The organism is Nocardia amikacinitolerans NBRC 108937 (genome assembly GCF_001612615.1).
In the GTDB taxonomy this organism is placed as follows: domain Bacteria; phylum Actinomycetota; class Actinomycetes; order Mycobacteriales; family Mycobacteriaceae; genus Nocardia; species Nocardia amikacinitolerans.
This window is the reverse complement of record NZ_BDAU01000049.1, coordinates 1-22,759: the sequence shown is the minus strand read 5'-3', so window position 1 is coordinate 22,759 and position 22,759 is coordinate 1. Positions and strand designations below refer to the sequence as shown.

Here is a 22,759-nt window from a genome sequence, read left to right as displayed (position 1 = left end):
GCAGACGAACAGGGGAACATTGATGGCAGGACATCCAGGCACCGACGCCGTGATTCTGGTCGGCGGCCAGGGCACGAGGTTGCGCCCGCTGACCCTCTCGGCACCCAAGCCGATGCTGCCGACGGCGGGCCTGCCGTTCCTCACCCACTTGCTCGCCCGCATCGCCGAGGCCGGGATCACCCACGTCGTGCTGGGCACCTCCTTCAAGGCGGAGGTGTTCGAGGAGCACTTCGGCGACGGCGCCGAGCTCGGTCTCGAGCTGGAGTACGTCACCGAGACCGAGCCGCTGGGCACCGGCGGCGGCATCCGCAACGTGCTGCCCAAGCTGCGCGCCGACAACGTGATGGTCTTCAACGGCGACGTGCTCGGCGGCACCGACCTCGGCGCGATCCTGGACACCCACGAGTCGACCAACGCCGACGTGACGCTGCACCTGGTGCGTGTGTCCGATCCGCGCGCGTTCGGCTGCGTGCCCACCGACGAGACCGGCCGGGTCACCGCGTTCCTGGAGAAGACCCAGGATCCGCCGACCGACCAGATCAACGCCGGTTGCTACGTCTTCCGCCGCGAGTACATCGAGAAGATCCCGTCCGGTCGGCCGGTGTCGGTGGAGCGCGAGGTCTTTCCCGCGCTGCTCGCCGAGGGCGCGCGGGTGCAGGGCCACGTCGACTCGTCGTACTGGCGCGACATGGGCACCCCCGAGGACTTCGTGCGCGGCTCGGCCGACCTGGTCCGCGGCATCGCCCCCTCGCCCGCGTTGCCGGGCCAGCGCGGGGAATCCCTGGTCCACCCGGGCGCGGGCGTCGCCCCCGGCGCGCTGCTCATCGGCGGCACCGTGGTCGGCCGCGGCGCGGAGATCGGCGCCGGCGCGCGCCTCGACGGCGCGGTGATCTTCGACGGCGCCGTCGTCGAGGCGGGCGCGACCGTGGAACGGTCCATCATCGGCTTCGGCGCCCGCATCGGTCCGCGCGCGCTGGTCCGCGACGGCGTCATCGGCGACGGCGCGAACGTCGGCGCCCGCTGCGAACTGCTGCGCGGCGCGCGCGTCTGGCCCGGCGTCGAGATCCCGGACGGCGGCATCCGCTTCTCCACCGACGTCTGACATTCCACACAGAGCCGCAGCGTGGCGCGTGAACATCTCTTCGCAGAGCGCTCACACGCTTCGCAGCGCCCGCAACCGCTGTGAGGCGTGTGCACTGTCTGTGAAGTCGCGTCAGTCGGTGCGTTTCCAGACGTAGCGGGTTTTGGGGCGGCCCGCGCGGCCGTAGTCGGAGCGGCGGATGGCGAGGCCGTCGTCGGCCAGCTTCTCGAGGTAGCGCCACGCGGTGATGCGGGAGACGCCGATGCTGGTCGCGGTGTCGGCCGCGGTGATGCCGTCCTCGGCGGTGCGCACGATCCGCGAGATCTCCTCGAGTGTCTGCGGCGCGACGCCTTTCGGGGTGTTGGCGCGCTGGTCCGGCGTGCGCAGCGCGCTGAGCGCGCGGTCGATGTCGAGCTGGGTCAGCGCGGACTCGCCCGCGGGCAGCGCGGTGCGGAACTCCCGGTAGCGCTCCAGCTTGTCGTGGAATGCGGCGAAGGTGAACGGCTTCAACAGGTAGAGCACCACGCCGTTGGCGACGGCGGTACGCACCATCGCCAGATCGCGCGCGGAGGTGATGGCGATGACGTCCGGACTCGGCGCCAAACCGCTCAGCGCGGCAGCGACGTCCAAACCACTGGTGTCGGGCAGGCCGATGTCCATCAGCACCAAGTCGATCGGTGTGCCCTCGGCCGCGGCGGCGGCGGTCGCCCGCATCGCCTCGCGTCCGGAATGCGCGATGCCGACCGGTGTGAAGCCGGGGATGCGTTCGACGTAGGCGCGGTGCGCCTCGGCGATCAGCGGCTCGTCCTCGACGATCAACACTCGGATCACGATGCGTCCTTTCCCGAGTCGCGCGGAATCGTCACGGTCACCGCGCTTTCCGGCTCGCGGCGGGCGTCGATCGCCCCGCCGTGCCTGGTGATCACGCGGTGTACCAGCGCGAGGCCGAGCCCGTGATGATCGTCTTTGGTGGTGTAGCCGCGCTCGGCCGCGCGCGCGAAGGTCTGCGCCGACATGCCGGGCCCGCTGTCGGCGACGCGCAGGAAGACGTCCGAATCCGCGTGGCGTAGTGTGACTTCCACCCACGCGCCCGCGCTGCCCGCTGCGGCGTCGATGGCGTTGTCGATCAGGTTGCCGACCAGCGTGACGGCTTCGCGCGCCGAGAGCGGCGCGATGGCGTCGAGGGCGGTGTCCTCCGAGATCGTCAGCTCCACACCGCGTTCGGCCGCCTGGTTGACCTTGCCGAGCAGCAGCGCGGCCAGCGCCGGATCGCCGACCGCGCCCATCATCCGGTCGATGAGCGACTGGGAGAGCTGGAGTTCGGCGGTCGCGAATTCGACCGCCTCGCGGTGCTTACCGAGCTCCACCATGGTGACCACCGTATGCAACCGGTTGGCCGACTCGTGCGCTTGGGCGCGCAGTGATTCCGCGAAACCGCGCACCGAGTCGAGTTCGCCAAGGACGCCGCGTAATTCGGTGTGGTCGCGGATGGTCATCACGGTCCCGAGGGTTCGGCCCTGCGAGGCGACCACGTCCTGGTTGACCAACAGAATCCGATCGTTGGTCACGTGCATCTCGTCGCGGACCACGCCCCAGCTCATGCGCCGCAACGAGATCGGCAGATCCGCGCGGTGCACGTCGCCCTCCGGCAGATCGAGCAGCCGCCGAGCCTCGTCGTTGACGACCTCGGCCCGCTCGCCCGCGCCGAAGACAACCAGGCCCTCGTGGATCGAGTGCAGCACCGCGTCGTGGTGTTCGTACATGACGCGCAACTCGTCGGGCGCGAGACCGTGCGTCTGGCGGCGCAACCGGCGGCTCAGCAGGAACGAGCCGAGCGCGGCCACCACCAGACCCGCGCCCGCAACACCGAGGATCTTCGGCAGCTGCGCGGCGACCTGATCGCCGATGCGCGCCCTGGTGACGCCCGCCGACACCAGCGCCACGATGCGGTCGCCGTCGTACACCGGAGTCACCGCGCGGATCGACGGCCCGAGCGTTCCGGTGAACGTCTCGGTGAAGGTCTCCCCGGCCAGCGCCCTGTCGATGTTGCCGCTGAACGGATGGCCGATGCGTTCGGGATTGGTATGCGTGAACCGCGTCCGGTCCGGCGCCATCACCACGATGAAGTCCATCCTGGTCTGCAACCGGATCCGCTCGGTCACCGGTTGCAGCTGCGCGCTGGGATCGGGGGAGAGCACCGCCGCGCGGGTGGACGGCGCCTGCGCCACACTCACGGCCACGTCGGTGACCTCGTGCTCGGTGGTCACGTCGCTGGTGTGCCTTGCGTCGAGCACCGCGAGCACCGCGGCACCCGCGATCATCAGCGCGAGCACCACGAGCTGCAGGACGAAGACCTGACCCGCCAGGGAGAGCCGGAGGCCACGCGGTCGTTCGCCACGGCGAGGGCGCGACTCGGACCCGGCGGCGTCTGTGTAGCGACGACGTCGCACGAGCTGACCTCCACTGAACTCTATGCACCAAACAGTGACCCGCGTCACGCGAGTCGTCATCATTTTGCACACGCGGCCAGAAGGCTCGCATTCCGGTACCACTCGGAGGATGTGATTCGCAATGAGCGAACGAAGTGAGCGAATCGTGCGCCAGCGCGCATCGCGCATGCCGGAGCCGAGCGTCAGCGAGGCGCAGCCATGAGCGATACATCTCGCGCGGCTCGGCGCGACCGCACCCACTGGCTGTATCTGGCGGTCATCGCCGCGGTCGGCGCGGGGATCGTCGTCGGCTGGCTCGCGCCCGACGTCGGCGTCTCGCTCGCACCGCTCGGCACCATGTTCGTCGACCTGATCAAGATGATGATCGCCCCGGTCATCTTCTGCACCATCGTGCTCGGCATCGGCTCGGTGCGCACCGCGGCCACCGTCGGCAAGGTCGGCGGGCTCGCGCTCGGCTACTTCCTCGTCATGTCGACGATCGCGCTCGGCATCGGTCTGGTGGTCGGCAACCTGCTGGAGCCGGGCAATGGCATGAACATCGCCGAGACCGCCGGCGCGGGCGCCAAGTACGCCGACCAGGCGCACAGCGCGGGCGGCACCTGGGACTTCATCAACGGCATCATCCCGACCACGCTTGTCTCCTCGCTGACCGCGGGCAGTGTGCTGCAGGCGCTGTTCGTCGCCCTGCTCGTCGGTTTCGCGGTGCAGGCCATGGGCAGCGCGGGCGACCCGATCCTGCGCGCGGTGACGCTGGCGCAGAAGCTGGTGTTCCGCATCCTGTCGATGATCCTGTGGCTGGCCCCGATCGGCGCGTTCGGCGCGATCGCGAACGTGGTCGGCAAGACCGGTCTGGACGCGGTGGTGCAGCTGGCCACCCTGATGATCGCGTTCTACCTGACCTGCCTGGTGTTCGTGTTCGGTGTGCTCGGCGTGCTGGTTCGGGTGGTGTCGGGTGTGTCGATCCTGAAGCTGGTCCGGTACCTGGCCCGCGAGTACCTGCTCATCGTGGGCACCTCGTCCTCGGAGTCGGCACTGCCTCGGCTGATCGCGAAGATGGAGCACCTCGGCGTCGAGCGGACCACCGTCGGCGTCGTGGTGCCCACCGGCTACTCGTTCAACCTGGACGGCACCGCGATCTACCTGACCATGGCCTCGATCTTCATCGCCGACGCGATGGGCAAGCCGCTCAGCCTTCCCGAACAGCTCGGCCTGCTGCTGTTCATGATCGTCGCGTCGAAAGGCGCCGCTGGCGTCACCGGCGCCGGCCTGGCCACCCTCGCGGGCGGGCTGCAGAGCCACCGGCCCGAGCTGCTCGACGGCGTCGGTCTGATCGTCGGCATCGACCGCTTCATGTCCGAGGCCCGCGCGCTGACGAACTTCTCCGGCAACGCGGTCGCGACCGTGCTGATCGGCACCTGGACCAAGACCATCGACGTGGACCAGGTCCGGCTGGTGCTCGACCGCAAGCTGCCGTTCGACGAACGCACCATGGTCGACGAGCACGGCGCACCGGAGCCCGTCGAACCCGCGGAGAAGAGCCTGGTCACGGCCTGACCCCGAGTCGTCCCCGGCCAACGCCGGGGCCGCGGGCGGCACCGCTCCATCCACCCCCCTCCGCACGGTGCCGCCCTGGCGATCGACGAAGGGCCCGCTTACCCCGCGGGCCCTTCGTTCGTTTCTGTGCTCAGCCGTTCCCGGTGCTCAGGCGACCGCCCACTTCTCCGGATTCAGGTGGTACTGAACGAGCGCGTTGGCGTGGCCGTGGCCCATGCCGTGCTCGGTCTTCAACAGCTCGACCAGCGGCTTGTGCCCGGCCAGACCCGAATCGCGGAGAACGGCGAACCACTCGTCGATGCCGCGGCCGTACTTGGCCTCGATGTTGGGGAAGTAGGACGCGGGGCCGTGCGGCTTGGTCGCCATGGTCGTCTCCTCTGCTCGAAGTGCGTTCAGCCGTAAGGACGGAAGCGCGTCGCCGAATTCATCGCCGGGCAGCATCTTGTGCCGTGGATCACACCGCGGGGACGGCCGCGTTCGCGCCCTTGGCAATCGACCGCTCCCGGACCAGCAGCACGCCGGTGACCGCGACGAACAGCGCGGTGAGTCCGTGGATGCCGAACGCGGCAGCCGTCGAACCGTCCCAGCGCAGCACGGTGAGCATGTCCCCGAACGGCGCGAGCGCGATCACCAGGGTCGCGACGCCGAGCGCGTATCGCTGCTTCGCGGCGAGCAGGGCGAGAACGACCAGCCCGAACACGGTGTCGCGCACGCCCTTGAGGTGCATGAACGCCGCCGCCTCGCCGTCGGGCCAGGCGGGCAGGCCGAAGCCGGGAGCAATGGAGCCGGGCGCGATGAGGTAACTGAGGCCGATGTACAGAATGAAGGCCGCGCCGATCACGGACAGGACGGTGGCGATGCGGGAGATGGTCACGGTGCGCTCCTTGGTGGTGCTATGAATCCTAGCGACGCTAGGTCTGCGAGCAACGATAGGCGAGCTTCGATAGATTGTCTAGCGATGCTAGAATTTGCGCATGGGCACCCAGACTCGCAAGGAACGCGAACGGGCCGAACGCCATTCGCGCATCATCGAGACCGCACGCGAACTCGCCGAGTCCCAGGGCTGGGAATCGGTGACGGTGCGCAGGCTCGCCGAGCGCATCGAGTACAGCCAGCCCGTGCTCTACAGCCACTTCGCGGGTAAGTCCGCGATCGTCACGGCCGTTGCCGAGCAGGGTTTCGCCGAACTCGCCGAGGCGCTGCGCGCGGCGCACGCCGCAGCCGAGACCCCGGCCGCGGCGCTGGAGTCGGTGGCGCGGGCCTACCTCGACTTCGCCGATGCCAACCCGGCGCTCTACGACGCGATGTTCCTCATGAAGACCGACCTGACCTTCGGACCGAACGCGCCGCAGGCGCTGCGCGACGGCTGGGTCGAGTTGGAGCGGATGTTCCGCCCGTTTGTCGAGGAACCCGATCTGGGTGCGCGTACCGAGGTGGCTTGGAGCTCGATCCACGGCTTGGCCACGCTCGCGCGCAGCGGCAGGCTGATGCCGGAGCTGTGGGAGGCGCGGCTGCGGATTCTGGTCGACCAGTGGTTGGCCGGGGTCGAGGCGCGCCGCTGACGCGTCGGGCGCAGGTAGCGTTGGTTTCATGGCTGATGTTGTGGTGGTCGGCTCCGGACCCAACGGCCTCGCCGCGGCGGTGGTCCTCGCTTCGGCGGGACTGTCGGTCGAGGCATTCGAGGCCGAGACCAAGCCGGGGGGCGGTTCGCGCACCGCGGAGCTGACGCTGCCGGGCTTCCACCACGACGTGTGCGCCGGCGCGCACCCGATGGCCTTGGCGTCACCCTTCTTTCGCGCGTTCGATCTGAGCGCGCGCGGCGTCGAGCTTCTCACTCCCGAGGTGTCCTACGCGCACCCGATGGACGGCGGCCGGGCCGGGCTCGCCTGGCTGGATCTGGAGCGGACCGTCGCCGATCTCGGCCGCGACGGCGACGCGTGGCGGCGGCTTTTCGCGCCGCTCGTTCGCAAGTGGCAGGGCGTGGTCGACGTGGCCATGTCCGATATGCGCGCGCTACCGGACGACCTGCCGACCGCGGTGCGTTTCGGTCTGCGGCTGGTCGAACAGGGCTCGCCGCTGTGGAACGCGCGCTTCCACGAGGACATCGCGCCCGCGCTGCTGACCGGTGTGGCGACGCACGCGATCACCTCGCCGCGCGCCTTCCCCGCGGTCGGCGCGGGTCTGTTGCTCGCCACGCTGGGTCACGCGGGCGGCTGGGTCATCCCGCGCGGCGGCAGCCAGACCATCCCCGACGCGCTCATCGCCGAACTGGAAGACCTCGGCGGCCGGGTGCACACCGGCCACCGGGTGGACTCGCTCGACGAGTTCGCCGGTGCGCGCGCCGTGCTGCTCGATCTAGCGCCCGCCGGCCTGCTCCGCCTCGCCGCCGAACGGCTACCCACCCGATATACCAAGCGGCTGAGCCGTTTCCGCTACGGCGGCGCGGCGTGCAAGGTCGACTTCGCGCTCTCCGGGCCGGTGCCGTGGCAGGCCGATGGCTGCGCGCGGGCGGGCACCCTGCACCTGATCGGCAGCCGCGCCGAGGCGATGGCCGCCGAGGGCGCGGTCGCCGCAGGCCGCCACGCCGAACGCCCGTACGTGCTCGCCATCCAGCCTGGCGTCGTGGATCCCAGCCGCGCGCCCGGCGACGCGCACACCTTCTACACCTACGCCCACGTGCCGAACGGCTCCGATCGCGACATCAGTGACGCGATCATCGCGCAGGTGGAACGGTTCGCCCCCGGCTTCCGCGACCTCGTCCTCGCCAAGAACGTCATCACCGCCGCCGAACAACCCGCACACAACGCCAACTACGTCGGCGGCGACATCTCCGCGGGCGCGATGACGCTGCGCCAGACCGCCTTCCGCCCCGCCCCACGGTGGAATCCCTACGCCACCCCGCTCCCCGGCGTCTACCTGTGCTCCGCGGCGACCCCGCCCGGCCCCGGCGTCCACGGCATGAACGGCATGCACGCCGCCCGCCACGTCCTCCGCCACGAATTCGACATCCACACCGACCCGCTCGAACTACTGCGCGCCCGCCAACCCCAGCACCGCTGACCACCACCCCGCGTCGTGGTCGGCTATTGCGCCGCTGTCGGCCGCCGCGCGTTGGGTCGGGCTGTTGCGCCGCTGTCGGCCGCCGCGCGTTGGGTCGGGCTGTCGCGCCTCTGACCCCCGCCCCGCGTCGGGTCGGGGTATTGCGCCGCTGTCGGCCGCCCCGCGTCGTGGTCGGGCTATTGCGCCGCTGTCCGCCGCCCCGCGTCGGGTCGGGCTGTCGCGCCGCTGACCCCCCGCCCGCGTTGTCGCGGTGGCCGCTGTACCGCTGACCCACCCCGCGCCCTGCCAGGTCTCGGCCGGACGAATCCCCTTCGGCGGGGCGGACTTTCATCGCCGCTGCACTGACCCCCACCCGGTACAGGTCCGGTTCCGGGTAGAAGCGATTCACGGTCGGTACGGCCGCGCACCCGCCCCTCGGCGGCGTCGATGGCGGCGATGTCGAGGCCGGGACGATGGCGATCGTCGCGGCGACCAACAGGTCCTCGGGCCGGAGGTATTCGGTTTCCTCAACCGGACCTGCGGCGCGAACACGCGCCGAAAACGCACGCGAAGGGGCTCGCTAGACGGGTGCCGTGCGGTAGAGGTCGGGCTCGACGTAGATGATCCGCGCGGCGGGCACGGCCCGACGCACCCGCGCCTCGGCGGCGTCGATGGCCGCGGCGATGGTCGCGATGTCCAGACCCGGCGCGATCGACACCTTGGCCGCCACCAGGATCTCCTCCGGACCCAGGTACTGGGTCTTGAGGTGGATGACGCGGTCGATGCGCTCGCCGTCGGTCAGGCTCTCCCGGATCGCCCTGTCCTCCTCGGGGGTCGCGCCCTCGCCGATCAGCAGGCTCTGCATCTCGACGATCAGGATGATCGCGATGACGCCCAGCAGCGCGCCGATGCACAGGGTGCCGATGCCGTCCCAGATCGCGTTGTCGGTGACCATCGTCAGGCCGACGCCGAGGAAGGCGAGAATCAGACCGACCAGCGCGCCCATGTCTTCCAGCAGCACGACGGGCAGCTCCGGGCTGCGCGAGTTGCGGATGAACCGCCACCAGGTGGCGCCGCCCTTGAGCGGACGGGATTCGCGGATGGCCGTGATGAAGCTGAACGTCTCCAACCCGATGGCGATCAGCAGAATGACGATCGCGACGATCGGCGAGCTGAGTTCCTCGGGATGCTGGATCTTGTGGATGCCCTCGTAGATGGCGTAGATCGAGCCGAGCGTGAACAGCACCAGGGCCACGATGAACGAGTAGAAGTAGCGGTTGCGCCCGTACCCGAACGGGTGCAGCTCGTCGGCCTGCTGTTCGGCGCGGCGCTGGCCGAACAGCAGCAAGCCCTGATTGGAAGTGTCGGCCACCGAGTGCACCGCCTCGGCCAGCATCGAAGCCGAACCGGTGATCGCCGCGCCGACGAACTTCGCCACCGCGATCCCCGCGTTCGCCGTCAACGCGGCCAGAATCGCCTTCTTGCCACCGCCAGCAGACATGTCCTGAAGGTCCTCTCTCGTTTCGCCGATCACGGCTAACTTAGCGTGTTCGCCGTTCCTCGGCCGAGTGCGTCGGCCCCTCGCTCAGCCGCCCGTGCCGAGGCAGGCGCAGAACACCTGGGCAGGTCCGTCCACTGCTTGGGCGCGAATATCGCTGTCGGCGGCCGAGATCCAGGCCGCGCCGCCGCGCCCGACGAGCAGCTCCGTGCCGTCCTGGAGCAGCCGCACGGTGCCCGCCGTGCACAGCACGATGCCCGGACCCGCCGAGGTGAGCGGCACCTGTCCGGAACCGGCGGTGAGATCGAAGCGGCGCAGCGCGAATTCGGGCGCGGGCGTGCGATACCGCACCGAGCCGTCGCCCGCCGGTTCCGGCAGCACGACCGGCAGATCGATCGGCTCGAAATCCAGCACCCGCAACAGTTCCGGCACGTCGACGTGCTTGGGCGTCAACCCGCCGCGCAGCACGTTGTCGGAGTTGGCCATGATCTCCACGCCAAGCCCGCGCAGGTAGGCGTGCAGGTTTCCGGCGTCGAGGAACAGTCCCTGGCCCGGCTCCAGCGTGACCCGGTTCAGCAGCAGCGCCGCGAGCACGCCCGCGTCGCCGGGATAGGCCTCGGCGAGTTCTAGCGCCGTGCGTGCTTCGAGGGTGAAGGCGCGCTTGCCCTTCGCGGACAGATACCGCACGCAGCCGTCGAGCACCGCGGGCAGCAGCGTGGCGAGCACCGGCTGCGGAAGCGTGATCCAGGTGGTGAACAGCGTCCGCAAGCCCGCCGAATCGGGCTGGGAGGCAAGCATTTCCGTGTACGAAACGAGTTCGGGCACGTCCAGCGCGCGGAACAGCTCGACGGTGCGGTGCGGCTCGCGGAACCCGGCAAGCGCCTCGAAGCGGTCCAGCGCCACCACCAGTTCCGGCTTGTGGTTCTCGTCGCGATAGTTGCGCATGGGCGAGTCGAGCGGCACCCGCGCGCGATTCTCTCGCTCGAAACCGGCGCGCGCCTGCGACGCCGACGGATGCGCCTGCAGCGACAGGGGCTCCTCGGCCGCGAGGATCTTCAGCAGGAACGGCAGCTTGTCGCCGAATTCCGGTGCGGCCGCGCCGAGTTCGCGATGCGGGTTCGCGGCGACGAGCTCGAGCAGCGATGTGGTGCCGACCGGCGTCTTGACGTGCGCGGGATCGGCGGGATGGGCGCCGAACCAGAGTTCGGCCTCGGGGTGTGCGGAGGGGACGGGACGGCCGCACAGCTGAGCGAGCGCGGTGCGCGAACCCCATGCGTAGGAACGCAGTGCACCAACGAGTTCGTGCACTAGTAGCGTCCCCCGTCGTAAGCTTCGCCGCCGAAGCCGCGGGACGTCTCCGCGGCCGTGCCGCGCGAGCCGATCAGCCGCAGGTAGGCCGCGGCCATCTCCAAGCGCAGCGCCAGCACCGCGAGTTGCTCCAGTTCCGTGCCTCGTCCGGACCCGCCGGACTCCTCGCCGCGCGCGGGCGTCGGCGCGGCAGGATCGGTCAGGCTGTTCTGCAACAGGTCGACGTCGGCACTCACCAGATCGGCGTCGACCAGCCCGGATCCGGCGCCGCCGAACACCGCGACCCGGCGCCGCGCCGCGGCCTGATCGGGATCTGCGCTGAGCACGAACACCCGGATCCGCTCCACCGGCGCGGGGCCGTCGAGTTCCTCGTCGTGGAACAGCGGATCGAAATTGGGCGCCGCCTCGCCCGCGGCCTCGACCATGCGCGGATTCGCGGCGACCGCCTCGGCGAGATCGGCCGCCGTCGCCACCTTGCCCGCGGCCTGCAGCAGTACCTCGGCGCCGTGCTCGGCGAGTTCCGCGGCGGCGGGGGAGTCGCCCGCCAGCACGATGCCGCGCTGCTGCATGCGCGCGGCCAGCGTCTTGGCGGGATTGTGGAAGACCTCGTTGTGCGGTCCGTCGCGCAGCGCCTCGGCGTCGAGCACGTCGGCCAGCGCGGTCAGGTCCGGCACGGCCGCGCCGGTGCGCGTCGGATCGACGACACGCAGCACCGCGATCCCGGCCGCGAGGAAGCGCAGCAACCGGTTGTGGTCGAGAACGGGGACCCGCGGCTCCAGCAGCGCGGCCCGGCCCGCGGCGGCGGCGCGCAGCGGACCCTCGTGCGGCGCTGCGACGACGACCTCGGCGCCGCGGCGCAGCGCGCGGTCCACCGCGTCGATCAGGCGCGGATCGCCCGCGTCGTCCCCGGCGACGAGAACAACGTCCAGCGGACCCACCCACGGCGGCAGCGCGGCGACCGAGACCACCGGCAGACCCGCGCGGTCGCCGAGCGCGGCGACGAGCAGGCCGGCGGCACGTGCGGCGCGGCCGGAGCCGGAGACCAGGACCACGCTGCGCGGGCGAAGGTCGGCGAGGCGGGCGAGCGCCTGCTCGCCGATGGCCGCCGCCGTGGCGCGCACCTGGGCGCCACCCGAAGCGGCCGAGCGCAGGGCGCCGCCGCTGTCTGCCGCCTCGAGCGAAGCGGCATCGTCGAGGTCGAGCACCGGTGTTCCAGCGATCATCGGGCGTCCCACCTCCCCTCATCGCGCTGCGTCCGGATCGTCCACACCGAGCCCGGGTCGGGCGAATCCACTGTCAGTGATTCCACTATTCCAGTCGGGAGCGAACGATGCTCAGGATCTCGCGTCGAGCAGCGCCGTACGCTTCCACGGTCGAATCCTGAGCTTGTGATTCCACTCCGTCGTAACTCCACTATCCCAGTCAGGACCGGACGATGCTCAGGATCTCGCATTGGGCAGAGCCGTCTGCTTCCACGGTCGAATCCTGAGCTTGTGATTCCACTCCGTCGTAACTCCACTATCCCAGTCAGGACCGGACGATGCTCAGAATCTCGGTTACGAGTGCGTCTACTTCCTCCGGCGATCTGGCCTCGACGTTCAGCCGCAGCAACGGCTCGGTATTCGAGGCGCGGAGGTTGAACCAGGCGTCGTCGGCCAGCTGGACCGTCACCCCGTCGAGCCGGTCCACCGACTTGGCGCGATCCTCGAACGCCTCGACAACGGCCAGCGTCCGCTCCTTGGCGTCGGCCACCGTCGAATTGATCTCGCCGGAGGCGGCGTACGTCTCGTAGGACGACATCAGCTCCGAGATCGGCCGGTCCTTCTCGCCGAGCGCGGCGAGCACGTGCAGCGCCGCAAGCATGCCGGAATCGGCGCCCCAGAAATCGCGGAAGTAGTAGTGCGCGGAGTGCTCGCCGCCGAACACCGCGCCGGTGGCGGCCATCTGCTGCTTGATGAACGAGTGGCCGACCCTGGTGCGCACCGGGGTGCCGCCCAGCTCGTGCACCAGCTCCGGCACCGCGCGCGAGGTGATCAGGTTGTGGATGATGGTCGCGCCCGGCTCCTTGGCCAGTTCCCGTTCGGCGACCAGCGCGGTGATGGCCGAGGGGGAGACCGGCTCGCCGTTCTCGTCCACCACGAAGCAGCGGTCGGCGTCGCCGTCGAAGGCCAGACCGATGTCGGCGCCGGAGTCGCGGACCAGCCGCTGCAGATCGACGAGGTTCTTCGGGTCGAGTGGGTTGGCCTCGTGGTTCGGGAACGAACCGTCCAGCTCGAAGTAGAGCGGCACGATGGTCACCTGCGGCAGCGTGCCGAGCACCTCGGGCACCGTGTGCCCGCCCATGCCGTTGCCCGCGTCCACCGCGATGGTGAGCGGGCGGATGTGCTCCAGATCGACCAGCCCGCGCAGGAATTGCGCGTAGTCGGCGAGCAGGTCCACCTCGGTGGCGCTGCCGTGCGGCCCGTCGAATTCCGGCACGCCCGCGACGAGCTCGTCCTTGATCGCGGCAAGCCCGGTGTCCTGGCCGACCGGCAGCGCGTTCGCGCGGCACAGCTTGATGCCGTTGTACTGGGCGGGGTTGTGGCTCGCGGTGAACATGGCGCCGGGGCAGCCGAGGCGGCCGGAGGCGAAGTACAGCTGGTCGGTCGAGGCGAGGCCGATGTGCACCACGTCGAGACCCTGCGCGCGCACGCCGTCGGCGAAGGCGGCGGCCAGTTCGGGGGAGGACTCGCGCATGTCGTGGCCGATCACCACGCGGCTCGCGCCCTCGCCGCGCATCAGCCGCGCGAAGGAAGCGCCCACGTCCCTGACGAATTGCGCGTCGATCTGTTCACCGACAACACCGCGAACGTCGTAGGCCTTGATCACCGCGTTCACGAATTCGGCAGAGCGGGCGACTGTCATGGGCACTACCCTAGTGTGCCCCGCCGACACCGTGGGACCGCTCCCTACCCTCCGCCCCGATTTCACCCCGCGGGGCACCGCGGCCACGGAACTCGCCGCAGCGCCACACGGCTGGAACCTCGTCGCGGCCAACCGGTTTCGAGGCGACCGCCGCCCGTTCGCGCGGAGTCCTGCCACGACCGAAGGTGACATCCAGCCGCACGGACACACCAAATGTCACCTTCAGTCGTCCCGCCCCGCGATGGGATGTTCGGACCGAAGGTGACATTCGGTCTGTCCGATGGGGTGGGGGACACCTTCGGTCGGTTGCCCCGTACCGACGGTCGGACTCGAGCGTCGGGAGCGTTCCGCGATGCGGAGGTTCAGTTCGGCGGATCGGGCAGCACGCGCAGATGCCCGCGCCTGCCGGTGCGGGTGGTGGTGCGCTGTGGTGCGGGAGAGTAGTCGCGGTAGCCGCGCTGATCGGGCTCCGGAGGACGCCGCCGCAGCCCGGCCTCGCGAACGGCTTCGGCCAGTGCGGTGAGATCGTCGTCGTCCGGGGTGGTGGAGAAGCCGCCCTCGTGGCGGACCAGCTCCCAGCCCTTCGGCGCGGTGATCCGGGAAGCGTGCGTTTCGCACAGGTCCCACGAGTGAGGTTCGGCGACCGTCGCGAGCGGACCGACCACGGCGGTCGAGTCCGAGTAGACATACGTGAGCGTCGCGACGGCCGGATTCTTGCAGCCGGGTCGGCAGCAACGACGCATGGGGATCACGCCGATGAGAGTAACCCCCCTGGCCTCCGGATGTGGACAGACACGCGCTAAGAGTGGCGGCTCACACGCGCAATTCGCCCGATTCGGGACCTACTCCTCCGCCTCCGGATCGATGACGTCCGGATCGACGCCGAGATAGGTGGCGATCTGCTGCACGAGCACCTCGCGCAGCAGATCGACCAGATCGTCCGGATCGCTCGCGCGCAGCTCGAGCGGTTTGCGGAACAGCACGACCCGCGCGCGGGTCGCCTGTCCGTGCCGGTCGACGCCCGCGGGGATCAGCCGGGAAAGCGGGACCGGTCCGTCGGCCACCACCTCGTCCGGCCAGGTGACCGAATCAGGGTGCAGCGGACGGATTTTCGGTACATCGTCGACGGCGATGTCGAGTTTGGTGAGCCGATCGTGCCAGCGGCTGTCGAGCGGGGCGAATGCCTCCAGCACGAGCCGGTCGAACTGCTGGCCTCGGGTGCGCCAGGCGGGCACCGTCGGCGGCAGCATCGGCCCGCGCACCCCGCGGCCGCGTCGGATGACCGACCGGGCGGTGGGCGGGCGTCGATGGCGGGAACGGGACATACCCAAAATCTAGGTGAACTCGCACCGACCCCGCGCATCGAGGTCGGTGCGACACCTGTGTGTCAGCCGATACCGCGCTTGAGGCGCCGGCGCTCCCGCTCGGAGAGGCCGCCCCAGATGCCGAAGCGCTCATCGTGTGCGAGTGCGTACTCCAGGCACTCGTCGCGTACCTCGCAGCCCATGCAGATCCGTTTCGCCTCGCGGGTCGAGCCGCCCTTCTCGGGGAAGAACGCCTCCGGATCGGTCTGCGCGCACAGGGCACGCTCCTGCCACTGCTCTTCGATGCTTTCGAACATCTCGTCGAAGCCCGTCACGACCAGGCTGAGCCGGGGTGTCGACACCGCGTCACCGCCGTCTTGCTCGCTCCGGCCGATGTCTGCGCAGACGCCACGTGCTGCGCCTGCTGTGGAATCGGGTTGCGAGACCATATCGTTGGCCATCGCTCCGCCTCCTCACTGTGTGTTAGCGCAGAATGATTCTTTCCGTCGGACCAACACGCACACCGACGGCCCTACCCCGCGACGTAGTCCCGCGGACATCCCCGAGCGCGTCATCCCGGCTCGAACATCTGTTCGAAAAGTCGTCCGCGCCTTGCACTCTCGCGCGAACCCGGAATGACATGACTGTGATTAGACACGCCGGACGTGTCGATGGTCAAGCCGCCGTCGCTATTCCGTTACTATCCGCGACCGATTTCCGTGCTGATCTTGGTGTATGGCATAGCAAATGACCAGCAAATATGGCCCGAACACCGCTCGCTTCGCCACCGCATAGGCTGTGCGGATGTGACTGGACAACAAGCGGACATCGCGCCCGCCAAGGGGCCCAAGATCGCCGTCCTTGTCGGCGGAGTCGGCGGCGCGCGCTTCCTGCAGGGCGTGCGGGAACTGCTGCCGGAAGCCGACGTTTCCGCGATCGTGAACGTCGGCGACGACGTCTGGATGCACGGCCTCCGCATCTGCCCCGACCTCGATACCTGCATGTACACCCTCGGCGGAGGGATCGATACCGAACGGGGGTGGGGCCGGGTCGGCGAGACCTGGCACGCCAAGGAGGAGCTGGCGGAATATCACGCGCAGCCGGACTGGTTCGGCTTGGGCGATCGCGATATCGCGACGCACTTGATTCGCACCGAAATGTTGCGCGCCGGGTATCCACTCTCGGCGGTCACCGAAGCGCTCTGCAACCGGTGGCAACCCGGCGTGAAACTGATCCCGGCAACCGACGATCGCTGTGAAACGCATGTGGTTGTCAGTGACCCCGAGAACCCTGGCGAACGCCGCGCGATCCATTTCCAAGAGTGGTGGGTTCGATACCGCGCGAACATCGACACCCATGGATTCGCCACAATCGGGGCGGATGAAGCAAAACCGGCCCCAAATGTGACGGATATCATATCGTCCGCCGACGCGGTGCTGCTCGCGCCGTCCAACCCGGTGGTGAGCATCGGCGCCATCCTCGCGGTGCCCGGCATCCGCGGCGCGCTGCGCACCACCGAGGCGAAGGTGATCGGCGTCTCCGGCGTGATCGACGGAAAGCCGTTGCGCGGCATGGCCGACGAGTGCCTGTCGGTGATCGGCGTCGAGACGACGGCCGAGGCGATCGGCCGCTACTACGGCGCCCGCTCGGCCACCGGCATTCTCGACGGCTGGCTCATCCACAGCACCGACACCGCCGACGTGCCAGGCGTCGAGGTGCGCAGCGTGCCGCTGCTCATGACCGACCCGCCGACGACCGCCGAAATCGTGCGCGAGGCACTGGATCTCGCGGGGGTGAAGCCGTGACCTCGATCGACCACGCCGCGGGCGAGCTGAGCATCCTGCCCGTCACCGGCCTGCCGGAGTTCCGTCCCGGCGACGACGTCGCCGAGCACATCGCCGCTCGCGCGCCCTGGCTGGCCGACGGCGACATCCTCGTGGTCACCAGCAAGATCGTCGCCAAGGCCGAGGGCCGAATCGTCGCCGCGCCACTGGATCCCGAGGAGCGCGACGCCGCGCGCCGGGCGCTGGTGGACCAGGAGGCCGTGCGGGTGCTCGCGCGCAAGGGCCGCACCCTGATCACCGAGAACAAGCTCGGTATCGTCCAAGCGGCCTCCGGTGTGGACGGTTCCAATGTCGAGCAGGGCGAATTGGTGCTGCTGCCAAGCGATCCGGACGGCAGTGCCAAGGCGCTGCGCGCCGCGCTTGCCGAACGGCTCGGCGTGACCGTCGCCGTCGTCATCACCGACACCATGGGACGGGCCTGGCGCAACGGGCAAATCGACGCCGCCATCGGCGCGGCCGGGTTGCGGGTGCTGCACGACTACGCGGGCTCGGTGGACGGACAGGGCAACGAACTGCACGTCACCCAGGTGGCCGTCGCCGACGAGCTTGCCGCCGCCGCGGATCTGGTGAAGGGCAAGCTGGGCGGCGTCCCGGTCGCGGTGGTGCGCGGGCTGCCGTTCGTCGACGACGGTTCGGGCGCGACGGATCTGCTGCGCCGCGGCACCGACGACCTGTTCTGGCTCGGCACCGCCGAGGCCATCGAGCGTGGACGCGGCGAGGCCTTGTTGCTGCGGCGTTCGGTGCGCCAGTTCGCCGACACCCCGGTCGATCCCGAGCGCATTCGCGCGGCGGTCTCGGTCGCGCTGACCGCGCCCGCGCCGCATCACACCCGGCCGGTCCGCTTCGTCTGGCTGCGCGACCGCGATCTGCGAAACCGGTTGCTGGAGGCGATGGCCGACAAGTGGCGCGCCGACCTCACGGCCGACGGACGCGACCCCGAGCGGGTGGAGCGGCGCGTGGCGCGCGGCCGGATCCTGTTCGACGCCCCCGAGGTGATCATCCCGTTCTGCGTGCCGGACGGTGCGCACGACTATCCCGACGAACGCCGTCGCGCGGCCGAGCGGACCATGTTCACCGTGGCGGTGGGCGCGGCCGTGCAGGGTCTGCTCGTCGCGCTCGCCACCGAGGGGATCGGCAGCTGCTGGATCGGCTCGACCATCTTCGCCCCCGAGATCACCAGGGACGTGCTCGGTCTCGCCGCGGACTGGAACCCGTTGGGCGCCATCGCCATCGGGCATCCGCTGGAGGAGCTGACGCCGCGCAGGGTGGCGGGGCCGGGGGATGGGTTGGTCGAGCTGTGAGCGAGCGGTCGACCCGAGTTCTCGGCGGGGCGGCACGGTGAGCGCCGAGTCGTTGCACGCGTCCGCGACCTCGCTGCTGGAGACCTGGCGTCCCGTGGTGGACCAGGACCGGTCGCTGCGGGAGGCCATGCTGGCCTTCCTCGGTTCCGCGCCGCGCGGCTGTCTGCGCGAGCACGCGCCCGGTCACATCACGGCCTCCGCCGTGGTGTTCTCGCACGACGCCGGCGAGGTGCTGCTGACCCTGCATCCGAAGGTGGGGCGCTGGATTCAGCTCGGTGGGCACTGCGAGGAGGGCGACGAGACCGTCGCCGACGCCGCGCTGCGGGAGGCGACGGAGGAGTCGGGCATCCCCGGGCTGCGGATCGAGCCCGGCCTCTACGGTGCGCAGGCGCATCCGATCACCTGTTCGCTCGGTGTGCCGACCCGCCACCTCGATCTGCTGTTCCGTATCACCGCGCCCGCCGGCGCGGTGCCGGTGCGCAGCGCGGAATCGACTGATCTGCGGTGGTGGCCGGTGAATGCGCTGCCGGAGGATGCCGAAGTCTTGTTGTACTGACGAGCGCGCATAGGGAAAGGCGTCCGGTTCCGGCCGGACGCCTTTTGTTATGTCATAACATCTTTACAAATCAATTCTTTTGTCTAGACAAGAGACAGTTGTCGTTCTAATGTCCACCTCAGAAGTATTGTGCGTCACACCCCGGTGTGCGCCGCACTGATGGGAGACATCGATGTCGACGGATGCCGACGCGCCGCAGCGCCCGGTCGAAGCACCGGCCTGGCGTGATCGCAAGCGCTATCTCTGGCTCTGGGGGCTGTTCGCGCCGACCGGCTTGTTCACGATCGGGCTTCCGCTCATCTGGGCGCTCAACGAACTCGGCTGGCATCGCCTCGCGCAGGTGCCGTTCTGGCTCGGCCCGATCCTGGTCTACCTGGTGATCCCGCTGGCCGACATCTTCTTCGGCCCGGACGGCGAGAACCCGCCCGACGAGGTGATGGAGTACCTGGAGAACGACAAGTACTACCGCTACCTCACCTACCTCTACCTGCCGTTCCAATACGCCTCGCTGATCATGGCCTGCTACCTGATCAGCGCCGACGACCTCGGCTGGCTCGGCATCGACGGCGGCCTGCACGTCGTGGACAAGATCGGCCTGGCCATCACGGTCGGCACGATCGGCGGCATCGGGATCAACACCGCGCACGAACTCGGGCACAAGAAGGTCGACCTGGAGCGGTGGCTGTCGCGCATCGCGCTGGCGCAATCGTTCTATGGCCACTTCTACATCGAGCACAATCGCGGCCACCACGTTCGCGTCGCCACCCCGGAGGATCCGGCGAGTTCCCGTGTGGGCGAGACCTTCTGGGCGTTCTGGCCGCGAACCGTGTGGGGCGGACTGAAGTCCTCGTGGCGGTTGGAGAAGGTGCGGCTCGAGCGGTTGGGCAAAAAGCTATGGTCCCTGCGGAACGAGGTGCTCTCGGCCTGGCTGATGTCGGTCGTGCTGCACGCGGCGCTGGTCGGGGTGTTCGGACTCGGCGTGCTGCCCTACCTGGTCTTGCAGGCCGTGATCGGTTTCAGCCTGCTGGAGGCGGTCAACTACCTCGAGCACTACGGGCTGGTCCGTCAGCGCACCGACACCGGCCGCTACGAGCGGCCCGCGCCGATGCACAGCTGGAACAGCGACCACATCGTCACCAACATCTTCCTGTACCACCTGCAGCGGCACAGCGATCACCATGCCTATCCCACCCGTCGCTACCAGACCTTGCGCAGCTGGGACGGCGCGCCCAACCTGCCGAGCGGCTACGCCAGCATGATCCTGCTCGCCTACTTTCCTCCGTTGTGGCGCAAGGTGATGGACAAGCGGGTGCTCGCGCACTACGGCGGCGACATCACCCTGGCCAACATCCACCCGGGCAAGCGGGAACGGATCCTCGCGCGCTATGGGGCGGGGGTGCAATCATGAGCGCATACCGTTGTCCTGTCTGTGATTACATCTTCGACGAGACCAAAGGTGCTCCGCACGAAGGGTTTCCGGCAGGCACCCGGTGGGCGGACGTGCCCGACGACTGGTGCTGCCCGGACTGCGGCGTGCGGGAGAAGATCGATTTCGAACCGGTAGGAGTGACCTCGTGACCGAATACAAGCTGTACCAGTGCATCCAGTGCGGCTTCGAATACGACGAGGCCAAGGGCTGGCCCGAAGACGGCATCGCGCCCGGCACCAGGTGGGACGACATCCCGGACAATTGGAGCTGCCCGGACTGCGGCGCGGCCAAGGCCGACTTCTTCATGGTCGAGATCGAGCGGTCGTGAGATTTTGACTGGGGCGGATGCCCGTGACAACCTCGCGGGTATGCCGCGCAATGGACCGAGGGTTCCGTATCAGGAGGCGGCGCGGGAACTCCTGCGCACCTCCGTCCTCGACGCCATGCGCGAACTGCTCACCGAGCGTGACTGGTCCAAGATCACGCTCGGCGACGTCGCGGCGCGGGCCGGGGTCAGCAGGCAGACGCTGTACAACGAGTTCGGTTCGCGCGCCGGCCTCGCACAGGGGTACGCCCTGCGCCTAGCCGACGACCTGGTCGACCACGTCCGCAGCGCCATCGCGGGCAACGAGGGCGACGTTCGCGCAGCCTTTCGCGAAGCGCTCTCCGGCTTCTTCCTCGACGCCGCCGCCGATCCGCTGATCCAGTCGCTGATCGCGGGCGAGGTGAAGCTGGACCTGCTGCGCCTGATCACGCTGGACGCCGCGCCGCTGGTCGAACACGCCACCGAGCGGCTGTCCTCGGTGTTCCAGCACAGCTGGGTGGACGCGACAGAGGAGCAGTCGGTCGTGCTGGCCGGCGCGCTGGTCCGCATCGCGCTCAGCTACATTCCGACGCCGCCCGCGCCGGGCCGCAACGCGCCCGCCGATCTCGCCGAACTCCTCGGGCCCTACGCGGAGGCGATTCTCGCCGCCCGCGAAGTGGGTCGATCGACTGCCCCGGATTCGCTCGATTAGGGGAACGCCCCCCGGGAAATAGGGGCGTCCGGGCACTCTGGTTAGGGGAACCTTAGGGGCAAAGCCCCGATTTGCGGGAGGTATGCGGTGACTGCTGTCACATGTGAACTCCCTGAAAAACCTACCGCCACGCTTGTAACGGTCGACACGTTTGGTCCGCGAACTCCGGTGTAACGGACCGCAAGGCTGTAAGTATTCTCATACATCGGAGTTAGGATTCTTAATTAGCGGGGCAAACGTGCAAACGGTTGGCAAACCGGCGGGATCGGCTGATCCCAAACGCCATCTGTGGGTTCTCGGCCTGATCGCACCGGCTTCCGCGTTGCTGCCCTCACAGCTCGTGCTGCACACTGGCGCCGCGGTGTTCTGGTGGATCGGACCGATCATCGTGCTGATGGTCATTCCGTTGCTGGACTGGCTGGTCGGCGAGGACGGCAGCAATCCGCGCGACGAGGACTACGAGCTGCTGTCCAACGATCGCTACTACCGGTGGTGCACCTACCTGTTCCTGCCGATCCAGCTGATCGGCCTGATCATCGCCGCCTACATGTGGGCGGGCGACGAACTGAGCGTGCTCGACAAGCTCGGGCTGGCGGCCACGCTGGGCTTCGTGAGCGGCATCGGCATCAACGCCGCGCACGAACTCGGCCACCGGGTCGAGCACATGGAGCGCTGGCTGGCCAAGATCGCGCTCGCGCAGTCCGGGTACGGACACTTCTACGTCGAACACAACCGCGGCCACCACGTCCGTGTCGCGACGCCGGACGACCCGGCGAGCGCGCGGCTCGGTGAGTCGCTGTGGGAGTTCCTGCCGCGCAGCGTCGCGGGCGGTTTCCGGTCCGCGCTCGCGCTGGAGAAGGAGCGCCTCGCGCGCAAGGGCCTGCCCTGGTGGACCGTACACAACAACGTTCTGCAGGCATGGGCGATGACGTTGGTGCTGTTCGGCGCGCTGCTCGCCGCCTTCGGCCTCGCGGTGCTGCCCTGGCTGCTGTTGCAGGCCGTGATCGGCGCTGCCCTGCTGGAGACGGTCAACTACGTCGAGCACTACGGCCTGCTGCGCGAACGCAGGCCCAACGGCAGCTGGGCCCGCTGCTCCCCGCGCGACAGCTGGAACAGCGACCGGCTCGTCACAAACATCTTCCTGTTCCACCTGCAGCGGCACAGCGACCACCACGCCAATCCTGGACGTCGGTACCAAACACTGCGGAGCTCCGAGGAGGCCCCGCAGCTGCCCGCGGGCTACGCGAGCATGATCGTGTTCGCGGCCATCCCGCCGCTGTGGCGCTCGATCATGGACCACCGGGTTCTCGCCCACTACGACGGCGACATCACCCGCGCGAACATCCAGCCGCGCAAGCGCACCCGGATCCTCGCGAGCTACCGCGCGACGGCCTGAGCGCCGCGCCCGCCCTCGGTGCGGCGGGCGCGCGGTACGTCGCGAGGCGGTCAGCGACTAGCCTTGCATCGGTACAGCC

Annotated in this window: 23 protein-coding genes; 12 read left to right on the top strand and 11 right to left on the bottom strand. The window is 69.3% G+C overall.

Annotation, left to right across the window (positions count from 1 at the left end; genetic code table 11):
* Positions 1 to 22: 22 nt before the first annotated feature.
* Positions 23 to 1,102 carry a mannose-1-phosphate guanylyltransferase gene (manB, locus tag NAM01S_RS29630; RefSeq protein WP_067791532.1) on the top strand — a complete coding sequence of 360 codons (1,080 nt, stop codon included), beginning with the start codon at positions 23 to 25 and terminating at the stop codon, positions 1,100 to 1,102.
* A 111-nt stretch (positions 1,103 to 1,213) separates the two neighbouring features.
* Here manB and NAM01S_RS29625 read toward each other — a convergent pair whose 3' ends face one another.
* Both NAM01S_RS29625 and NAM01S_RS29620 read right to left on the bottom strand, forming a co-directional pair.
* Positions 1,214 to 1,912 (bottom strand): response regulator, encoded by a 699-nt coding sequence (locus NAM01S_RS29625; RefSeq protein WP_067791530.1) that lies wholly within the window; start codon positions 1,910 to 1,912, stop codon positions 1,214 to 1,216.
* Positions 1,909 to 3,402: a sensor histidine kinase gene (locus NAM01S_RS29620; protein ID WP_253798465.1), complete on the bottom strand. Its 1,494-nt coding sequence runs from the start codon at positions 3,400 to 3,402 to the stop codon at positions 1,909 to 1,911. The genes NAM01S_RS29625 and NAM01S_RS29620 overlap by 4 nt, the downstream gene beginning before the upstream one ends.
* A 327-nt stretch (positions 3,403 to 3,729) precedes the next feature.
* On the opposite strand from NAM01S_RS29620, the gene NAM01S_RS29615 reads away from it, so the two are divergent.
* A complete protein-coding gene (locus NAM01S_RS29615) occupies positions 3,730 to 5,085 on the top strand; it encodes a cation:dicarboxylate symporter family transporter (RefSeq protein ID WP_067791528.1) in 1,356 nt (451 codons plus the stop codon).
* A gap of 147 nt (positions 5,086 to 5,232) precedes the next feature.
* Here NAM01S_RS29615 and NAM01S_RS29610 read toward each other — a convergent pair whose 3' ends face one another.
* Positions 5,233 to 5,451 (bottom strand): DUF4287 domain-containing protein, encoded by a 219-nt coding sequence (locus NAM01S_RS29610; RefSeq protein ID WP_067791526.1) that lies wholly within the window; start codon positions 5,449 to 5,451, stop codon positions 5,233 to 5,235.
* A gap of 88 nt (positions 5,452 to 5,539) precedes the next feature.
* A complete protein-coding gene (locus tag NAM01S_RS29605; RefSeq protein ID WP_067791525.1) occupies positions 5,540 to 5,959 on the bottom strand; it encodes a DUF4267 domain-containing protein in 420 nt (139 codons plus the stop codon).
* Between the two features lie 100 nt (positions 5,960 to 6,059).
* On the opposite strand from NAM01S_RS29605, the gene NAM01S_RS29600 reads away from it, so the two are divergent.
* Together NAM01S_RS29600 and NAM01S_RS29595 are read left to right on the top strand one after the other, a co-directional pair.
* A complete protein-coding gene (locus NAM01S_RS29600) occupies positions 6,060 to 6,647 on the top strand; it encodes a TetR/AcrR family transcriptional regulator (protein ID WP_067791523.1) in 588 nt (195 codons plus the stop codon).
* Positions 6,648 to 6,675: 28 nt separating this feature from the next.
* The gene (locus NAM01S_RS29595) at positions 6,676 to 8,145 is read left to right on the top strand and encodes a phytoene desaturase family protein (RefSeq protein ID WP_067791521.1); all 1,470 of its coding nucleotides are present in this window, start codon (positions 6,676 to 6,678) and stop codon (positions 8,143 to 8,145) included.
* Between the two features lie 559 nt (positions 8,146 to 8,704).
* On the opposite strand, the gene NAM01S_RS29590 is transcribed toward NAM01S_RS29595, so the two are convergent.
* The 7 genes from NAM01S_RS29590 to NAM01S_RS35845 form a co-directional block, all read right to left on the bottom strand.
* The gene (locus NAM01S_RS29590) at positions 8,705 to 9,625 is read right to left on the bottom strand and encodes a cation diffusion facilitator family transporter (protein ID WP_067791519.1); all 921 of its coding nucleotides are present in this window, start codon (positions 9,623 to 9,625) and stop codon (positions 8,705 to 8,707) included.
* 84 nt (positions 9,626 to 9,709) lie between these two features.
* Positions 9,710 to 10,930 (bottom strand): mannose-6-phosphate isomerase, class I, encoded by a 1,221-nt coding sequence (gene manA, locus NAM01S_RS29585; RefSeq protein ID WP_067791517.1) that lies wholly within the window; start codon positions 10,928 to 10,930, stop codon positions 9,710 to 9,712.
* Positions 10,930 to 12,153, bottom strand: a complete 1,224-nt coding sequence (locus NAM01S_RS29580; protein WP_067791515.1) for a tobH protein — start codon at positions 12,151 to 12,153, stop codon at positions 10,930 to 10,932. The genes manA and NAM01S_RS29580 overlap by 1 nt, the downstream gene beginning before the upstream one ends.
* A 304-nt stretch (positions 12,154 to 12,457) precedes the next feature.
* On the bottom strand, positions 12,458 to 13,834 hold the full coding sequence (locus tag NAM01S_RS29575) for a phosphomannomutase/phosphoglucomutase (RefSeq protein ID WP_067791513.1): 1,377 nt from the start codon (positions 13,832 to 13,834) through the stop codon (positions 12,458 to 12,460).
* Positions 13,835 to 14,196: 362 nt separating this feature from the next.
* On the bottom strand, positions 14,197 to 14,577 hold the full coding sequence (locus tag NAM01S_RS29570; protein ID WP_067791511.1) for a DUF3499 domain-containing protein: 381 nt from the start codon (positions 14,575 to 14,577) through the stop codon (positions 14,197 to 14,199).
* A gap of 99 nt (positions 14,578 to 14,676) precedes the next feature.
* Positions 14,677 to 15,159: a metallopeptidase family protein gene (locus tag NAM01S_RS29565; RefSeq protein WP_169810921.1), complete on the bottom strand. Its 483-nt coding sequence runs from the start codon at positions 15,157 to 15,159 to the stop codon at positions 14,677 to 14,679.
* Between the two features lie 62 nt (positions 15,160 to 15,221).
* A complete protein-coding gene (locus NAM01S_RS35845; protein ID WP_029901515.1) occupies positions 15,222 to 15,455 on the bottom strand; it encodes a WhiB family transcriptional regulator in 234 nt (77 codons plus the stop codon).
* Between the two features lie 348 nt (positions 15,456 to 15,803).
* Between NAM01S_RS35845 and cofD the strand changes: the two genes are divergently transcribed.
* From cofD to NAM01S_RS29525, 8 genes are all read left to right on the top strand, one after another.
* Entirely contained in the window at positions 15,804 to 16,943 is a 1,140-nt protein-coding gene (cofD, locus tag NAM01S_RS29555) for a 2-phospho-L-lactate transferase (RefSeq protein WP_253798352.1), read from the top strand.
* A complete protein-coding gene (locus NAM01S_RS29550; protein WP_067791505.1) occupies positions 16,940 to 18,283 on the top strand; it encodes a coenzyme F420-0:L-glutamate ligase in 1,344 nt (447 codons plus the stop codon). The genes cofD and NAM01S_RS29550 overlap by 4 nt, the downstream gene beginning before the upstream one ends.
* Positions 18,284 to 18,320: 37 nt before the next feature.
* Positions 18,321 to 18,839 carry an NUDIX hydrolase gene (locus NAM01S_RS29545; protein WP_067791504.1) on the top strand — a complete coding sequence of 173 codons (519 nt, stop codon included), beginning with the start codon at positions 18,321 to 18,323 and terminating at the stop codon, positions 18,837 to 18,839.
* Between the two features lie 172 nt (positions 18,840 to 19,011).
* Complete coding sequence (locus tag NAM01S_RS29540; RefSeq protein ID WP_067791502.1) at positions 19,012 to 20,247, top strand: alkane 1-monooxygenase; 1,236 nt, start codon at positions 19,012 to 19,014, stop codon at positions 20,245 to 20,247.
* Positions 20,244 to 20,417: a rubredoxin gene (locus NAM01S_RS34470; protein ID WP_084483416.1), complete on the top strand. Its 174-nt coding sequence runs from the start codon at positions 20,244 to 20,246 to the stop codon at positions 20,415 to 20,417. Before NAM01S_RS29540 ends, NAM01S_RS34470 begins: the two co-directional genes overlap by 4 nt.
* Positions 20,414 to 20,596, top strand: coding sequence for a rubredoxin (locus NAM01S_RS29535; RefSeq protein WP_067791500.1), 183 nt, complete (start codon positions 20,414 to 20,416; stop codon positions 20,594 to 20,596). Before NAM01S_RS34470 ends, NAM01S_RS29535 begins: the two co-directional genes overlap by 4 nt.
* 40 nt (positions 20,597 to 20,636) lie before the next feature.
* Positions 20,637 to 21,284: a TetR/AcrR family transcriptional regulator gene (locus tag NAM01S_RS29530; protein ID WP_067791498.1), complete on the top strand. Its 648-nt coding sequence runs from the start codon at positions 20,637 to 20,639 to the stop codon at positions 21,282 to 21,284.
* A gap of 340 nt (positions 21,285 to 21,624) precedes the next feature.
* Positions 21,625 to 22,680, top strand: coding sequence for an alkane 1-monooxygenase (locus NAM01S_RS29525; protein ID WP_253798350.1), 1,056 nt, complete (start codon positions 21,625 to 21,627; stop codon positions 22,678 to 22,680).
* Positions 22,681 to 22,759: the final 79 nt, after the last annotated feature.

What these genes read in the sequence shown, in the direction of transcription:
- NAM01S_RS35845 (WP_029901515.1), bottom strand. Translation starts at nt 15,455, where the DNA reads ATGTTCGAAAGCATCGAAGAGCAGTGGCAGGAGCGTGCCCTGTGCGCG.
- NAM01S_RS29530 (WP_067791498.1), top strand. Translation starts at nt 20,637, where the DNA reads ATGCCGCGCAATGGACCGAGGGTTCCGTATCAGGAGGCGGCGCGGGAA.
- NAM01S_RS29565 (WP_169810921.1), bottom strand. Translation starts at nt 15,159, where the DNA reads ATGTCCCGTTCCCGCCATCGACGCCCGCCCACCGCCCGGTCGGTCATC.
- NAM01S_RS29610 (WP_067791526.1), bottom strand. Translation starts at nt 5,451, where the DNA reads ATGGCGACCAAGCCGCACGGCCCCGCGTCCTACTTCCCCAACATCGAG.
- NAM01S_RS29575 (WP_067791513.1), bottom strand. Translation starts at nt 13,834, where the DNA reads ATGACAGTCGCCCGCTCTGCCGAATTCGTGAACGCGGTGATCAAGGCC.
- manB (WP_067791532.1), top strand. Translation starts at nt 23, where the DNA reads ATGGCAGGACATCCAGGCACCGACGCCGTGATTCTGGTCGGCGGCCAG.
- NAM01S_RS29600 (WP_067791523.1), top strand. Translation starts at nt 6,060, where the DNA reads ATGGGCACCCAGACTCGCAAGGAACGCGAACGGGCCGAACGCCATTCG.
- NAM01S_RS29590 (WP_067791519.1), bottom strand. Translation starts at nt 9,625, where the DNA reads ATGTCTGCTGGCGGTGGCAAGAAGGCGATTCTGGCCGCGTTGACGGCG.
- NAM01S_RS29580 (WP_067791515.1), bottom strand. Translation starts at nt 12,153, where the DNA reads ATGATCGCTGGAACACCGGTGCTCGACCTCGACGATGCCGCTTCGCTC.
- NAM01S_RS29540 (WP_067791502.1), top strand. Translation starts at nt 19,012, where the DNA reads ATGTCGACGGATGCCGACGCGCCGCAGCGCCCGGTCGAAGCACCGGCC.
- NAM01S_RS29620 (WP_253798465.1), bottom strand. Translation starts at nt 3,402, where the DNA reads ATGATCGCGGGTGCCGCGGTGCTCGCGGTGCTCGACGCAAGGCACACC.
- NAM01S_RS34470 (WP_084483416.1), top strand. Translation starts at nt 20,244, where the DNA reads ATGAGCGCATACCGTTGTCCTGTCTGTGATTACATCTTCGACGAGACC.
- NAM01S_RS29595 (WP_067791521.1), top strand. Translation starts at nt 6,676, where the DNA reads ATGGCTGATGTTGTGGTGGTCGGCTCCGGACCCAACGGCCTCGCCGCG.
- NAM01S_RS29570 (WP_067791511.1), bottom strand. Translation starts at nt 14,577, where the DNA reads ATGCGTCGTTGCTGCCGACCCGGCTGCAAGAATCCGGCCGTCGCGACG.
- NAM01S_RS29615 (WP_067791528.1), top strand. Translation starts at nt 3,730, where the DNA reads ATGAGCGATACATCTCGCGCGGCTCGGCGCGACCGCACCCACTGGCTG.